This is a genomic window from Streptomyces albospinus, from assembly GCF_014648695.1.
Taxonomy (GTDB): Bacteria; Actinomycetota; Actinomycetes; order Streptomycetales; family Streptomycetaceae; genus Streptomyces; species Streptomyces albospinus.
Map to the genome: position 1 here is coordinate 35,311 of NZ_BMRP01000043.1, position 14,137 is coordinate 49,447.

13 protein-coding genes are annotated in these 14,137 nt (G+C 72.9%); 1 reads left to right on the forward strand and 12 read right to left on the reverse strand.

Features of this window, described 5'->3' with window-relative positions:
• Positions 1-3: 3 nt before the first annotated feature.
• The 11 genes from IEZ17_RS45030 to leuA all read right to left on the reverse strand — a co-directional run bounded on the left by IEZ17_RS45030 (position 4) and on the right by leuA (position 11,364).
• Positions 4-105: a DUF6893 family small protein gene (locus tag IEZ17_RS45030; protein WP_373300035.1), complete on the reverse strand. Its 102-nt coding sequence runs from the start codon at positions 103-105 to the stop codon at positions 4-6.
• A complete protein-coding gene (locus IEZ17_RS34210) occupies positions 99-647 on the reverse strand; it encodes a hydrogenase maturation protease (protein ID WP_189307083.1) in 549 nt (182 codons plus the stop codon). The genes IEZ17_RS45030 and IEZ17_RS34210 overlap by 7 nt, the downstream gene beginning before the upstream one ends.
• Complete coding sequence (locus IEZ17_RS34215; protein WP_189307084.1) at positions 644-2,041, reverse strand: hypothetical protein; 1,398 nt, start codon at positions 2,039-2,041, stop codon at positions 644-646. Before IEZ17_RS34215 ends, IEZ17_RS34210 begins: the two co-directional genes overlap by 4 nt.
• Complete coding sequence (locus IEZ17_RS34220; RefSeq protein ID WP_189307086.1) at positions 2,038-2,733, reverse strand: DUF6084 family protein; 696 nt, start codon at positions 2,731-2,733, stop codon at positions 2,038-2,040. Before IEZ17_RS34220 ends, IEZ17_RS34215 begins: the two co-directional genes overlap by 4 nt.
• Positions 2,730-3,374, reverse strand: coding sequence for a DUF5947 family protein (locus IEZ17_RS34225; RefSeq protein ID WP_189307088.1), 645 nt, complete (start codon positions 3,372-3,374; stop codon positions 2,730-2,732). The genes IEZ17_RS34220 and IEZ17_RS34225 overlap by 4 nt, the downstream gene beginning before the upstream one ends.
• Positions 3,371-3,925 carry a NifU-related iron-sulfur-binding protein gene (locus tag IEZ17_RS34230; protein WP_189307090.1) on the reverse strand — a complete coding sequence of 185 codons (555 nt, stop codon included), beginning with the start codon at positions 3,923-3,925 and terminating at the stop codon, positions 3,371-3,373. Before IEZ17_RS34230 ends, IEZ17_RS34225 begins: the two co-directional genes overlap by 4 nt.
• Positions 3,922-5,706, reverse strand: a complete 1,785-nt coding sequence (locus IEZ17_RS34235) for a nickel-dependent hydrogenase large subunit (protein WP_189307093.1) — start codon at positions 5,704-5,706, stop codon at positions 3,922-3,924. The genes IEZ17_RS34230 and IEZ17_RS34235 overlap by 4 nt, the downstream gene beginning before the upstream one ends.
• A gap of 129 nt (positions 5,707-5,835) precedes the next feature.
• Complete coding sequence (locus tag IEZ17_RS34240; RefSeq protein ID WP_189307095.1) at positions 5,836-6,915, reverse strand: NADH-quinone oxidoreductase subunit B family protein; 1,080 nt, start codon at positions 6,913-6,915, stop codon at positions 5,836-5,838.
• Positions 6,916-7,062: 147 nt separating this feature from the next.
• Positions 7,063-7,758 carry a DUF4232 domain-containing protein gene (locus tag IEZ17_RS34245; protein WP_189307097.1) on the reverse strand — a complete coding sequence of 232 codons (696 nt, stop codon included), beginning with the start codon at positions 7,756-7,758 and terminating at the stop codon, positions 7,063-7,065.
• Between the two features lie 451 nt (positions 7,759-8,209).
• Positions 8,210-9,403 (reverse strand): Gfo/Idh/MocA family protein, encoded by a 1,194-nt coding sequence (locus tag IEZ17_RS34250; protein WP_189307099.1) that lies wholly within the window; start codon positions 9,401-9,403, stop codon positions 8,210-8,212.
• Between the two features lie 83 nt (positions 9,404-9,486).
• The gene (gene leuA / locus IEZ17_RS34255) at positions 9,487-11,364 is read right to left on the reverse strand and encodes a 2-isopropylmalate synthase (protein WP_189307101.1); all 1,878 of its coding nucleotides are present in this window, start codon (positions 11,362-11,364) and stop codon (positions 9,487-9,489) included.
• A 188-nt stretch (positions 11,365-11,552) separates the two neighbouring features.
• On the opposite strand from leuA, the gene IEZ17_RS34260 reads away from it, so the two are divergent.
• On the forward strand, positions 11,553-12,245 hold the full coding sequence (locus IEZ17_RS34260) for a FadR/GntR family transcriptional regulator (protein ID WP_189307122.1): 693 nt from the start codon (positions 11,553-11,555) through the stop codon (positions 12,243-12,245).
• 90 nt (positions 12,246-12,335) lie between these two features.
• Here the strand turns inward: IEZ17_RS34260 and IEZ17_RS34265 are convergent.
• On the reverse strand, positions 12,336-14,137 hold a 1,802-nt coding region (locus tag IEZ17_RS34265; protein ID WP_229852906.1), incomplete at its 5' end, for an MFS transporter.

The window sequence follows — 14,137 nt, forward strand, 5'->3', positions numbered from 1 at the left end:
GCGTCACATGGTGCGCATGCGCAGATAGCGCTTGAGGTCGGGCAGGTTGCGCAGGGCGAGCGCGAGGGCGGCGGCGAGCACGCCGCCGAGGGCCAGCTTCAGCATGGTGTCGTGTTCCTCTCAGTGGTGGTGGCCGGGGCCGGCCGGTCCGCGCCGACCAGCTTCAGGACGATCCGTACGGCCTCGTCGACGGCGGCGGCGACCGGTTCGCTGAGCCCGATGCCTTCCGCGGTGTCGGCCGGTTCGCAGCCGACGACCAGGACGCGCTCCGGGCGCCGGCCGCCGGTACCGGCGCTGAGCGTGCCGAGCAGCGCCAGCACCGCGTCCGGCGTCATGTGGTGCCCGTCTAGGGGCGTGCTTCCCGGCCCCTGTCCGTCGGCGGGGTCGGAGGCGTCGAGGAGGTAGAGCGAGCCGGGTTCGCCGCCGCGCGCGGAGGCGTCGACCAGCAGCACCGTCTCGTAGCCGTCCAGCATCCGGTAGGCCAGATGCACGCCCCGCACGCCGGCGTCGACGACCTCGACGCCTTCGGGCAGGGGGTGTTCGCCGAGCGCCCGGACCGCCTCGACGCCGAAGCCGTCGTCGCCGAGGAAGATGTTGCCGACGCCCGCGATCAGCGTCCTGCCGGTGCGGGGCGCGTCGCCGTTCACACCTCCTCCAAAGGCGCGAGTTCGTCGGGCTGGAAGTACAGGAAGCGGCCCTGCTCGCGCCGGATGTCGGCGCCCGGGTCGCCGTCCACGGTCACCGCGAGGTGCACCCCGCCGTCCACGTCGTGCAGGACGGCCTCGACCTGTGCGCTGCACCCGTGGAGGAACAGGTCCTGGGCGTCGGTACGGCGCTTGCCGGGGCGCAGCTGCACCCGGCTTCCGGCGCCGACCGACCGGCCGTCGATGACGATCCGGTCGCGCTCGGGATCCACCGAGCGGTCGCTGCCGGGGTCCCACCAGGGGGCGTCGGTGCCGGTCGCCGCCCGCGCCGTGTCCGGTCCGGTGGCCTCGCGCAGTGACCGTACGGCGCCGTGCAGCCGGTCCAGCACCTCCGGCGGCACGGTGTCGGCGAGGTGGATGACCTCGGCCGCCCGGGGGTCGGTGCCGCGGGCCTCGCGCTTCTCCTGGTCGGTGAGGGCCGCCGTGCGCAGGGTGAGGATCTCGTCGATCTCCAGGGCGTCGTAGAGCGCACCGGGGCTCTCGGGGGCGATGGCCGGGTGGTCCTCCAGGATGATCGGGGACGATAGGACGACGTCGGCGCTGCCGTCCGGACCGGCGAGCACCGGCCAGGTGTTTTCGTTGCGGCAGTCGGCGACCGCGCCCTTGGCCCACTCGGGCGGGTCGGTCAGGGACAGGAACCGGCCGCCGCTCAGGCCGAGCAGCAGATGCGCCGCGACCAGCGAACGCGGCAGCGCCGCCTCCCGGTCGGCCGCCGCCTGCTCCGGTGCCCAGTCGCTGGTGTTCTCCACGGTCACGGTCAGCCGCAGCGCCGCGTACGGTCCGTCGATCTCGCTCGCGGTCAGCCGCAGCCGGCCGCTGACCTCCCCGCGGCGGCGCACCAGCCGGCCGATCAGCCGCCCGTCCGCATCGTGCACCGGCTCGGTGTCCTCGCCGGCGGGCCAGGTCAACGGGACGGTGACGCCGTCCCCGGTGAGCTCGGCGACCGCCACGTCGAGCGGGCAGCGCTCCTCGACGCCCTCGTCCCACGGGACCAGCACCCGGTCGGGCAGTTCCAGTTCCGGTACGGTCTGGAACTCCCCGTCCGGGCACATGCGTTGGACGGTACGGCGCTGGGCGCGCAGAAACCTGAGCTCGGCGCGGAGCCGGGCGCCGGAGTGGGGCTCCATCAGGCATTCGGTGCGCTGGTGGGAGTGCTCGGCGCGGTCCGCGCCCCAGCCGGGCGGCACCAGCACGCCGAACTGCCAGCGCAGCCGGTTCTTGGCGGCGGACGCCCGGTAGGGGTAGAGCACATAGCCTTCGAACAGCACGGCGTCGGCAACCTGCCGGACGGCGGCGAACCGCTCGCCCAGCGCATCGTTCGGCACGTGGGTCGTCACGACTCGGTCCTCTCGGTTACGGGGCGGGCAACGGCTCCGGGGAAGAGCCGGGCGCGCGGCCCGGTCTCGTCCGCACGAGCCAGCAGCGCCTCAACGGTGGCTTCCCAGGACGGCAGTGCGTGCCGGGAACGGAAGGCGAGCAGCGCGTCCAGGGTCTCCCGCGGCAGCCGCAGCCAGCCGCCGCCGGGGAAGTGGGTATCGGTCATCTCCTGCCAGACGGCCACCGGCATCCGGCAGACCGCCTCCTTGTGCCAGGGCACCGGGATCACCCGGAAGCCGCCCGCACCGGCGAACACCGTGCCGGAGAACAGCAGCAGCAGCGGCACCTCGCCGTCCCGCAGCGCGTGGAAGTAGCGCCCGGCGGCGACCTCCAGGTCGTAGGTGCAGGGCACCGGCAGATCCACCTCCGTCTCGCCGGTGAAGCCCGGCACGACGAGGGAGACCTGGGCGAACTGGAGGGGTTTGAGGGTGCTGCCCCAGCGCGCCCGCTCGCCGAAGAGGTCGGCCAGCGCGGCGGCCTCCTCGGGGCCGTAGTCGCGCCGGGCCGGCTCGATCCGGAGCTGGCAGCGCAGTGCGATGGCGTGCACCCGATCCGGTCCCGGTGTGCTGATCCGCAGCCGGAAGAGGAGGGTGGGCGCGGCGGCGTAGCGGTCGGCGCGGACGCCGAGGCAGGTGAAGGACAGCTCGCTCACGGCCGCCGGTCCTCCTCGGGCAGCTCCCGGGCCCGGCCGGCGACGTCGTGGAAGAACTCGGTGAGCGCCGCGCGCGCCTCGGCACCGCCGTCGAAGCCCTGCCACAACATCCGCATCCGGCCGACGAGTTCGTAGCAGATGTCGACCGGGACCAGGAAGCAGTCGATGCGGTCCTCGGTGCGGCGCAGCAGCAGGGCCTCCACATCCGGTTCGAGGAGCCCGGCCAGGTCGCTGGCGTCCAGCACGGTCTGCCAGCGCGCCGGGTCGAGTTCGCTCTCGGTGGCGCCGGCCGGGCTGGGGTAGAGCGCGACCAGCCTGTCCAGCGCGGCGTTGCGGAGGAAGAACGCGACGCCGACGGGGATCTGGAGCCCGTCCCAGGCCGCGTCGTCGAGGCGGTGCGCGGGGTCGGTGAGATAGCGGTCCGGGACGGTGCGGAACTGTCCCCCGCCGGCGCCGGGCCGCTGGAAGAGCAGTGCGCAGGGGATGCAGGCGCAGGCCAGCGCGCGGTTGGTGGTGTCGACCAAGTGGCGGTGCCGGCCGGTCAGTTCGGCACCGCACAGTTCGCAGCGTTCGGGCGGCGGGGGCGCCGGGGCGCGGAACCGCCGCAGCCCGCGGTGCGCGGCGGTTTGCGGGGCGCTCACGGCGCCGCGGCGGCGGTCGGCGGGCGGCGGGAGATCTGCACCAGGGCCGGCTCCGGCGTGCGGTCCTGCGCCTCCCACACGATCGAGGTCACCTCGGGCGCGAAGCACGACAGCGCCGCCGCCACCGCCTCACGGTCGCCCGCCGCGCTGCTCGGGCAGCCGCAGCCGCCGGACCCGGCGGTCCGCAGCCGCAGTGCGCCGGTGTCCGCGTCGAACTCCGCCACCTCGGCCGCGACCTGCCGCCGTACGCTCTCCAGCGCCCGGCCGATACGGGTGGTGACGTCCTCCGGGTGCAGATCGTGCAGCACCAGCAGGCTGCTGACCAGTTCGTCGGCCAGCAGCGCGGCGCGCGGCCCGCCCTCGCCGGTGCGCCGCTCCACCAGGTGCATGATCCGGGTGAGCCCGGCGCCGTAGAAGTCCATCAGCGCGCGGACGAGTTCCTCGGCGGCTGCGACCGATCCGCCGTCGCCCTGTGCGGTGAGGCGGTCCAGTACTTCCTCGACCCGGCGGCCCGTCAGCTCGGCGGACGGCGCGGCGGCCGGGGCGGTCATCCGGCCAGTCCGCTCAGCCCGGTGGGCACATGCATGCTCTGCACGGAGCGGCCGTTGCCGACGTACATGTGGACGCCGCAGGGCAGGCACGGGTCGAAGCTGCGCACCGTCCGCATGATGTCGATGCCCTTGAAGTTCTCCGGGGAGTTCTCCTCGAAGATCGGGGTGTTCTGCACCGCGTCCTCGTAGGGGCCCGGGGTGCCGTAGGTGTCGCGGGTGCTGGCGTTCCACGGGGTCGGCGGATACGGGTGGTAGTTGGCGATCTTGCCGTCCCGGATGACCATGTGGTGCGAGAGGACGCCGCGCACCGCCTCGGTGAAGCCGCAGCCGATGGACTCGTCGGGGACCTCGAACTTCTCCCAGGTCTGGGTGCGTCCGGCGCGCACCTCGTCCAGCCCCTGTTCGGCGAAGTGCAGCGCCATGGCCGCCGCGTACGCCTGGAAGTAGGTGCGGGCGCGGTTGCGCTCCAGCGCGTTGCTCCACTTCGGGATCTTCCACTCGAAGCGGGTCTCGGGCCGGGTCATGCTGCGCGGCAGGTCGATGACGACGCTGCTGCCGGTGGCCTTGACGTACGGGGTGTCGACGAGCCCGGACAGCGCGGTGGACCACAGGCGGGCGATCGGGCCGCCGCCGGTGTCCAGCGCCAGGTGCTCCTTGCCGTCGAACCAGCGCGGCGACATCACCCAGCTGTACTTGTCGTTGAAGTCCCGCTTCTGCGGGGCGGGGATGGTGTGCTGGTTCCAGGGGTGGCGCGGGTCGATGGGGTTGCCGAGCGGGTCGTGGGTGACGAACTGCTCCTGGCCTTCCCAGTCCTGGTAGTAGGAGCTGCCGAGCAGGATCCGGATACCGAGGTTGATCTGGGTGAGGTCGTTGGTGACCAGCTTGCCGTCGACGATGATGCCCGGGGTGACGAACATCTTCCGGCCCCAGTCCGTCATGTTGCGGTAGGTGAAGTCGCAGTGCTCGGGGTCGTTGAGCGCACCCCAGCAGCCGAGCAGCACCCGCCGCCGGCCGACCTCCTCGTAGCCGGGCAGCGCCTCGTAGAAGAAGTCGAACAGGTCGTCATGGAGCGGCACCACGCGCTTCATGAACTCCACGTAGCGCATCAGCCGGCTCAGGTAGTCGGTGAAGAGCTGGACGCTGGCCACGGTGCCGACGCCGCCCGGGTAGAGCGTGGAGGGGTGCACATGGCGGCCCTCCATCAGGCAGAACATCTCCCGGGTGTAGCGGCTGACCTGGAGCGCCTCGCGGTAGAACTCGCCCTCGATGGGGTTGAGGGAGGTCATGATGTCGGCGATGGTGCGGTAGCCGTGCTCGCCGGCGTGCGGGGCCTCGGTGCGCTGGGCGAGCTCCCAGACGCCCGGGTTGGTCTCGCGGACCATCTTCTCGCAGTAGTCGACCCCGACCAGGTTCTCCTGGAAGATGTTGTGGTCGAACATGTACTCCGCGGACTCGCCGAGGTTGATGATCCACTCGCCGAGGTGCGGCGGCTTGACCCCGTAGGCCATGTTCTGCGTGTAGACCGAGCACGTGGCGTGGTTGTCGCCGCAGATGCCGCAGATCCGGCTGGTGATGAAGTGGGCGTCGCGCGGGTCCTTGCCGCGCATGAAGACGCTGTAGCCGCGGAAGACGGACGAGGTGCTGTAGCACTCCGCGACCCGCTTCTGCTTGAAGTCGATCTTCGTGTGGATGCCGAGGCTGCCCACGATCCGGGTGATCGGATCCCAGGACATCTCCGTCAGACCGCTGCCGTCACCGGCCGTCTTGGTCTTCGCTGCCATGGTGTGTGCCGTGCCCTTCTTGCGCGCGAGAGGTGGGGTCTGACGTGGTGTCCGACGTGGTGTCCGGCAGGTGTGTTCAGCGGATCGCCGACGCGGCGCCGACCGCCGGGGCGGCCGGGCCGCAAGCGGTCACCACGGTCGCCGATAGCCGGTGGTCAACTTCTCGCCGCGGTGCCGCCACTTCGGTTCGTGGTCCACGGTCCTGGCCGTGATGCCGCGGAGCCGGCGGACGACGGTGCCGTACGCGAGGCTGGTGGTGCTGGAGAGCTTGGCGCCGGGCGGCTCGTCCATGAACGGCATGAACTTGTCGGGGAAGCCGGGCATGGTGCAGGCGATGCAGACCCCGCCGACGTTGGGGCAGCCGCCGATGCCGTCCATCCAGCCCCGCTTGGGCACATTGCATTTGACCACGGGGCCCCAGCATCCGAGCTTCACCAGGCACTTGGGCGAGTCGTAGGTGGTCGCGAACTGACCCTGCTCGTAGTACCCGGCCCGGTCGCAGCCCTCGTGCACGGTCTCGCCGAACAGCCAGGTGGGCCGCAGCTGCTCGTCCAGCGGGATCATCGGTGCCGCGCCGGCCGCCTGGTAGAGCAGGTAGACCAGTGTCTCGGAGAAGTTGTCGGGCTTGATCGGGCAGCCCGGTACGCACACGATCGGGATGCCGGCCTTGGACTTCCAGTCCCAGCCCAGGTAGTCGGGCACGCCCATGGCGCCGGTCGGATTGCCGGCCATGGCGTGGATGCCGCCGTAGGTGGCGCAGGTGCCGATGGCGACGACGGCGAGCGCTTTGGGGGCCAGCCGGTCGATCCATTCGCTGGTGGTCATCGGCTGGCCGGTTTCGGGGTTGTCGCCGAAACCGCACCAGTAGCCCTCCGGCTTGATCGACTCGTTGGGGATGGACCCCTCGACGACCAGCACGAACGGGTCGATCTCACCGCGTTCGCCCTTGAAGAACCACTCGATGAAGGTGTCCGCGCCCTGGGTGGGCCCGCTTTCGAAGTCGATCAGCGGCCAGTGGACCTGGATCTTGGGAAGTCCTGGCAGCACGCTGAGCGCGATTTCCTCGATGCTCGGCTGGGTCGCGGCGGTCAGGGCGACCGAGTCGCCGTCGCAACTCAGGCCGGCGTTGATCCAGAGGACGTGGATCGGGGACTCGTCCTCGGCCGACGGCCGGGCGGCGTCGGTCGTGGTCGCGGGTGCGGCATCCATGGCGGTGTGCCTCCTAGGGGAGGGGTGCAGCGGAAGCGGACGGCTTCCGTTCACCTTGGTAACACCGCAGCGGGGACCTGGAGAGCCGAGCGGGGCCGTTCCGGTGACGTACCAGCACCGGAACGGCCCCACGAGGGTTCGCGTGGGTCAGCTCAGCGACCCGGCCTCCAGCGACGTCACGGTGAACGTGCCGCCGCACACCCGCAGCCCGCCGCTGCCGGTGGTCATCGACTCCTTGGAGCCGGGCGGGTAGACGAAGACGATCTGCGAGTTCTTCCAGCACGGGGTGTCCGAGACGCCCTCGTTGACCGTGTGCAGCAGGGCGTGTGCGCTCTGTCCGGGCCGGAGGCGTACGGTTCCGCCCGCCGCGCCCTCGCGGCCGGCGGGCTTGCCGACGGACGACCCGTCGCGCTGGATCAGCGAGACGCCGGGGAAGCCGCGCAGCGAGCACGTCTTCTTGCCCTTGTTCGTGAACACCAGCGGGACGCGGATGTTGCCCGCGCCGATGTCGGTACGGCCCAGGTGCAGCGACATGTCGTTGGCGGTGCAGCGGTCGGACTCCGTCATGGCCGAGGGGTTGGCCTGGCCGGCGTTCGGCAGGCCCGCGGCGGCACCCGAGGACTTGGCGCCGTTGGACGGCCGGGCGCCGTGCCCGGTGGGCTGCGCGTCGGCGCCGGCCGACTGCCCGTTCGCCGTGGAGGTGGCGGGCGCGGCGGCCGACGAGGGGCGGGACGCGGCGTCCGTGCCGTTCTGGCAGGCGGTGAGCGTCAGCGCCGTGACGGCGATCAGCGATCCGGCAGCGACGCGCCGGCCGCGGCCGAGGGTCTTGGTGGTGAGCGACATGAGTCTCCCCCTCGTCTGGTAGGTGGGTACCCTCGTAACAGTCGGGTGCGTACGGTCCGTCCGTTGCTCTTCCAGCGTGGCCCCGGGCACTGCCGGTCCGCTAACGGGGCACTAACACACCGCTAACGAGTCCGCGCGCCCGGCATCACGCTGCCCCGGCGGCCTTGTGACCAGCCGGAACTCCGGTGCGCCGCCCAGGCTCGCAGAAATTTTCCCGGTTGCGGACGCGGCACTACGAGGTTCGGCCGTTTCAGACCTCCCGCCCGTGGGTCCCAGCTGCCCCACCTGTCCCGGGAGCCCCGCCGTCCGGTCGCGTGCCGCCGTCCGGCGCCCAGGGGCGCGGGCGGGGCGGTGGTGCCGGTGGTATGCGGAGGGTGACGGGGCGCACCGGGGGCGGGCCGGTGGGCCGCAGACGACCGAAATCCCACCCTCGGGTGTGGACGGGCAACGGTCATCGACCGTGCCGCGGCCGGGGCTCCTGGCCGCGCTCGAAGTATCCCCGCAGCTCGTCGTCGAGCGGCGGTACCTCGTAGGGGACGCCGCCGGAGCGCAGTGAGCGGGTGGCCGCCTCGCCCGCGGCGACGCTCATCCGGGCGGAGACCGGTGAGGTGTCCGTGGCGCCGCCGTCGCGGACGAAGCGCAGGAACTCGTCGATGATCCGGGCGTCGGCACCGCCGTGCGATCCGCCGGCCTCGGGCACCCGGTGGGTGACGTCGCCCTCGGGGCGGTAGCCGGTGGGCCCGGTGTTCCACACCCGCACGATGTCGCCGGGACCGTCGCCGAAGTTCTCCAGCCGCCCCTCGGTGCCGATGACGGTGTGGTTGCGCCAGTAATCGGGGGTGAAGTGGCACTGCTGGTAGGCGGCGATCACCCCGTTGTCGAGCTGCATGTTCATCACGGAGGCGTCCTCGACGTCCACCACGTGGTGCAGATCCCGGCGGGCGGTCGGCGGCCATTCGTACTCCCGCAGCCAGCCGTCCGGGCGCGGGGTGCCGGGGGCGCGGCGCGGCAGGTCGCCGTAGACGAGGAGGTCGCCGAGGGCGTTGACGCGGCGGGTGTAGCCGCCGGCGAGCAGATGGATCACGTCGATGTCGTGGGCGGCCTTCTGGAGCAGCAGGCCGGTGGTGCGGCGGCGGTCGGCGTGCCAGTCCTTGAAGTAGAAGTCGCCGCCGTACGAGACGAAGTGACGGGTCCACACCGTCTTGGGCTCGCCGATGTCGCCGCGGGCGATCAGACGGTGCATCAGCCGGACCACGCCCATGTGCCGCATGTTGTGGCCGACGTAGAGGCGGGTGCCGGTCCGCCGGGCGGTGCGCAGGATGGTGTCGCAGCTCTCGGCGGTGATGCCGAGCGGCTTTTCGACGTAGACCGGGCGGCCCGCTTCCAGTGCGTCGCAGGCGATGCGCTCATGGGTGTCGTCGGGAGTGGCGACGATGACCGCGTCGAGCCGGTCGTCGGCGAGGAGTTGGCGGTGGTCGCCGGTGGCGAGGCGGGCGCCGAAGCGGGCGGCTGCACGGCGGCGGACGCCGGGGTCGAGGTCGGCGACGGCGATGACGGCGCAGCCCCGGCCGGGCCGGTGGGCGGCGTCCGCCAGATTACGGCGCAGGCCGAGTCCGATGACGCCGATGCCGAGGTCCGCTGCCACGGTGTCTCCTGTCCGCTCGCCCGCCTGCGGGTGCACCGGGTTCCGGTGCACCCGCCTGCCGGTCTGCCCCGTCGCCCGCCGGCCTACGCCCCGGGGGCCGGTGCGGACAGGATGCGGCGGTTGACGGCCGCCAGGACGGCCCGCAGGGACGCCGTCAGCACGGAGGTGTCCTGGCCCGCGCCCCAGTAAGTGGCCGCGCCGATGCGGCACTGGACGTAGGCGATGGCGGCGCTGTCCGGTCCGGCGGCGGTGGCGTGTTCGGTGTAGCCGACGATGTCGACGGGGTGCCCGGCGGCGGCCAGTGCGTCGGTGAACGCGGCGAGCGGGCCGTTGCCGCTGCCTTCGTACGGCCGGGAGACGGCGTCCGCGGCGTCCCGGCCGCCGGTCGTGCCCAGGGTGCAGCGGACGCGGTGCGCTCCCGGTGCCGGCTCGGTGGCGGTCCAGGAGTCCAGGGTCAGCGGCCCGTCCACGCCCGGATCGAGATAGGTGCGGCGGAACAGCTCCCAGAGGTCCTTCGGGGTGGCCTCCCGTCCGCTGCCGTCCGTCGCCCGCTGCACGGTGCGGGAGAAGTCCGGGCGCAGGTCCTTCGGCAGGTCGAGTCCGTAGTGCGCCTGGAGGAGGTGGGCGATGCCGCCCTTGCCGGACTGGCTGTTGACCCGGATGACCGCCTCGTAGCTGCGTCCGAGGTCGGCGGGGTCGATCGGCAGATACGGCACCGCCCACGGCGCATCGGCCTCGGGCACACCCAACTCGGCCGCGTGCCGGGCGTGTTGGGCGAAGCCCTTGCTGATGGCGTCCTGGTGGGTGCCGGAGAAGGCGGTGTGGACGAGGTCGCCGGCGTAGGGGTGGCGGGGGTGGACGGGCAGCCGGATGCAGTCCTCGGCGGTGCGGCGGACGGTGTCGATGTCGGAGAAGTCGATCATCGGGTCGACGCCCTGGGTGTGGAGGTTGAGGGCCAGGGTGACCAGGTCGACGTTGCCGGTGCGCTCCCCGTTGCCGAACAGGCAGCCCTCCACGCGCTGGGCGCCGGCCAGCAGCCCGAGTTCCGCGCAGGCCACGCCGGTTCCGCGGTCGTTGTGCGGGTGCAGCGAGAGGATCACCGCGTCCCGCCGCGCCAGATGGCGGTGCATGTACTCGATCTGGTCCGCGTAGACGTTGGGCGTGGCGATCTCCACGGTGGCCGGCAGGTTGTGGGTCACCGGACGGTCCGGTGCGGCGTCCCACAGCTCGGTCAGGCCGTTGCAGATCTCCAGGACGAGGTCGGGTTCGGTGAGGTTGAAGACCTCGGGCGAGAACTGGAATCGGATGTCGGCCCGCGGACGGGCCGCGGCGAGCCGGGCCAGGTGCGTCGCCGCGTCACGGATCAGCGCCTGTACTTCCGCGCGGGTGCGGCCGAGGACGACCTCGCGCCAGGTGGGCGCGGTGGCCGTGTAGAGGTGGACCACGGTGCGCGGCAGTCCCTCGATGGCCGCGAAGGTCCGGTCGATCAGCTCGCGGCGGGCCGGCGTGAAGACCACCACCGTCACATCGTCCGGTACGGCGCCGCTCTCGGCGAGGTGCCGTACGAAGTCGAAGTCGGTACGGCTCGCGGAGGGGTAGGCGACCTCGATCTCCTTGAAGCCCATCGCGACGAGCAGGTCGAACATCCGGCGCTTGCGGGGCGTGTCCATGGGCTCGGCCAGCGCCTGGTTGCCGTCGCGCAGATCGACCGGCACCCACAGCGGGGCCTGCTCGATCCGGGCGGCGGGCCAGGCCCGTTCGGTGAGCGGCACCTCGACCCGCTCGTGGGCGGGCCGGTAGCGGTGGGCGGGCATCGCGCTGCCGCGCTGCGGATTCCATGCCGGGGCGGCGTCGGGGACCGGGCCGTCGGGCGTACGGAGGGTGGGGAACGGGGTGCGGAGGGCGGTGGGCTCGGTGCCGGTCGCGCTGAGCGTGCTGGACGTGCCGGACGTTGGGGTCATGACGTTCCTTCACAGGAGCCGGAGGAGGACCGGCAGCACGGCACCCCGCGGCGGGGTGCCGGTCGCGTCAAGCCCCGCCGCGGCGGCCGAGAAGGAGACCACGCAGCTTCATGGCGGGTACAGTAACCATGAATGAACTCCTCAGACAACCTGAGGAGAGGTGCGACCACGAGGACGTGAGACACGGGATGCCGCTGGAAGCCCTCCGCCCCAGCCCCCTGGTCGAGCAGGCCGCGCAGCGGCTGCGCGAGCAGATCACCGGCGGGCACTGGCCGGTGGGCAGCAAGCTCCCCGGCGAGACGACCCTGGCCAAGACGCTGGGCGTCGGCCGCTCCACCGTGCGCGAGGCGCTGCGCGCGCTGGCCGGCGCCGGGCTGGTGCAGCCGCGGCACGGCTCCGGCGTCTTCGTCATCGCCACCGAACCGACCGAGGACTGGCCCACCCGGCTGCGCCGTGCGGCCGTCGCCGATGTCTACGAGGTCCGCGCGATGGTGGAGGTCCAGGCCGCTCGGCTGGCGGCCGAACGGCGCACCGACGCCGATGTCGCGGCGATGCGCGCCGCTCTGGAACGCCGCCGTACGACCGCCGCGCACGGCGATGACGCGGCGTTCGTCGACGCGGATATCGCGCTGCACGCCACCGTCGTCGACGCCGCGCACAACCCCGTGCTCAGCGATCTCTTCACCCAGTTCGCGCCCGCGTTGCGGCAGGGCCTGATCGACCTCGTCCGGCTCCTCGGTCTGCGCGATCAGGACCCTCGGCACGGCGACGCCCGCCACGCGGCCCTGGTGGAGGCCGTGGCGGGCGGCGACGCCGAGGCGGCCGGCCGCACGCTGGAGGCCGAACTGGACGAAACCCGGGCGCACTTGGCGGCACGGTGAGCCGACCCGCCAGGCGGCGGGTCCGCGCATGCCGGCGGGCGCTACGGGCCCGCCGCGCACGGGCGGCTCCGCCGGGCCCGTCGGCGGCCGTCAGCGAACGTCGGCACCCGACGGCTGGACGAGGTCCAGATCCAGCACCGCGTCGCCGCCGCCGGTGAGGGATATCGGCGCGGCGTGCGGAGGGTAGCCGGCCGCCGAGAGGGTGTAGTGACGGCTGCTCAGATCGGCGAACGCGAAGGCGCCGTCCGGGCCGGTGACCAAGTGTCCGGCGACCGTGCCGTCATCGAGGAGCGTCACGGCGGCATCCCGCAGCGGCTGCCCGTCCGGGCCGCGGACCGTACCGCGCACGGTGGCGGTCGGCCGGAGCCGGGCGTCCTGGCGCTCCGGCCCGCCGCCGGACAGCTGGACGGCGCGGGCCTGCGGCTGGTGGCCGGGGGCGCCGAGCACGAGGGTGTGGTCACCGTTCGGCAGCTGCGCGACGGCCCAACTGCCGTCGGCGCCGGACTCCGTACGGGCGACCACATCGCCCTGGGCGTCGGTGACGACGATGCTCGCTCCCGCGAGCGGGGTGCCGTCCGGGCCGCCGAGCAGGGTCCCGCCGAGGCGGCTGCCGGTGGCGGTCAGTATCAGGTCCGTCTCGGTGACCGTGCCCTCGCCGTGGTACGTCGCCGCGGCAGCGTGCGGGGTGTGGCCCGGGGCGGCGCCGGTGAGCACGTACGTTCCCGCGCCCGGGGCGGCGAGCGCATAACGCCCCTCGGCGTCGGACGTGGTGACACCGGCCTGCTGTCCCTGCCGGTCGATCAGCGTGACGCCGGCGCGCGGCACCGGCCCGCCGGACGCGTCGAGGACCCGCCCGCGGAATCCGGCCGCGGGCTCCGCCACGCGGGCGCGCTGCACCGCCGGCTCCGGCGTGGCCGCCGCCACCGCGTCGGCGGCACCGGGCTCGCCGGCCGCGTCCGCCCCCTCCGCGCTCTGCGCGACCAGCGTCCGCCGGGACGCGGCCCGCTGGGACGGCAGGAAGGCCGCCACCAGCACGCCGAGGGCGACCGCCGCGGTGGCGATCAGGAAGGAGACCCGGAAGCCGGCCATGGTGGGCACCGACACCGGGCCGACGCGGGTCGACATATGGGCGAGCACCATGCCGATCACCGCGCTGGACACGGACGTGCCGATCGAGCGCATCAGGGTGTTGAGGCCGTTCGCCGCGCCGGTCTCGGACGGGTCGACGGCGCCGACGATCAGCGCCGGCAGCGAGGAGTACGCGAGCCCGATGCCGGCGCCGACGACCACCGCGATGATGACCGTCTGCCAGGGGGCGCTCATCAGGCCGATGCCGCCGCCGTAGCCGATCCCGATGACCAGCATGCCCAGCAGCAACGAGATCTTGGGACCGCGGCGGGCGGCGATCCGCGCGTACAGCGGGGCGACGAACATCATCGTCAGGCCCAGGGGCGCCACGCACAGACCGGCCACCACCATGGACTGACCGAGGCCGTAGCCGGTCGACTTCGGCAGCTGGAGCAGTTGCGGCAGCACCAGCGAGATGGCGTAGAACGCCACACCGACCGTGATCGAGGCGAGGTTGGTGAGCAGCACCTCGCGCCGGGCGCTCGTCCGCAGGTCGACCAGCGGATCGGCGATCCGCAGCTCCATCACGCCCCACAGCACCAGCACCAGCGCCGCGACCCCGAACAGGCCGAGGGTGGTCGGCGAACCCCAGCCCCAGTCGCCCTTGGTGATCGGCAGCAGTAGGGCGACGAGCCCGGCGGACAGCCCGAGGGCACCGGCGACGTCGAAGCGGCCCGGGGCCCGCACCGCGGTCTCGGGGACGATGAGGAGGGTGAGCAGTATCGACAGCGCACCGAGACCGGCGGCGCCGAAGAACAGGGCGT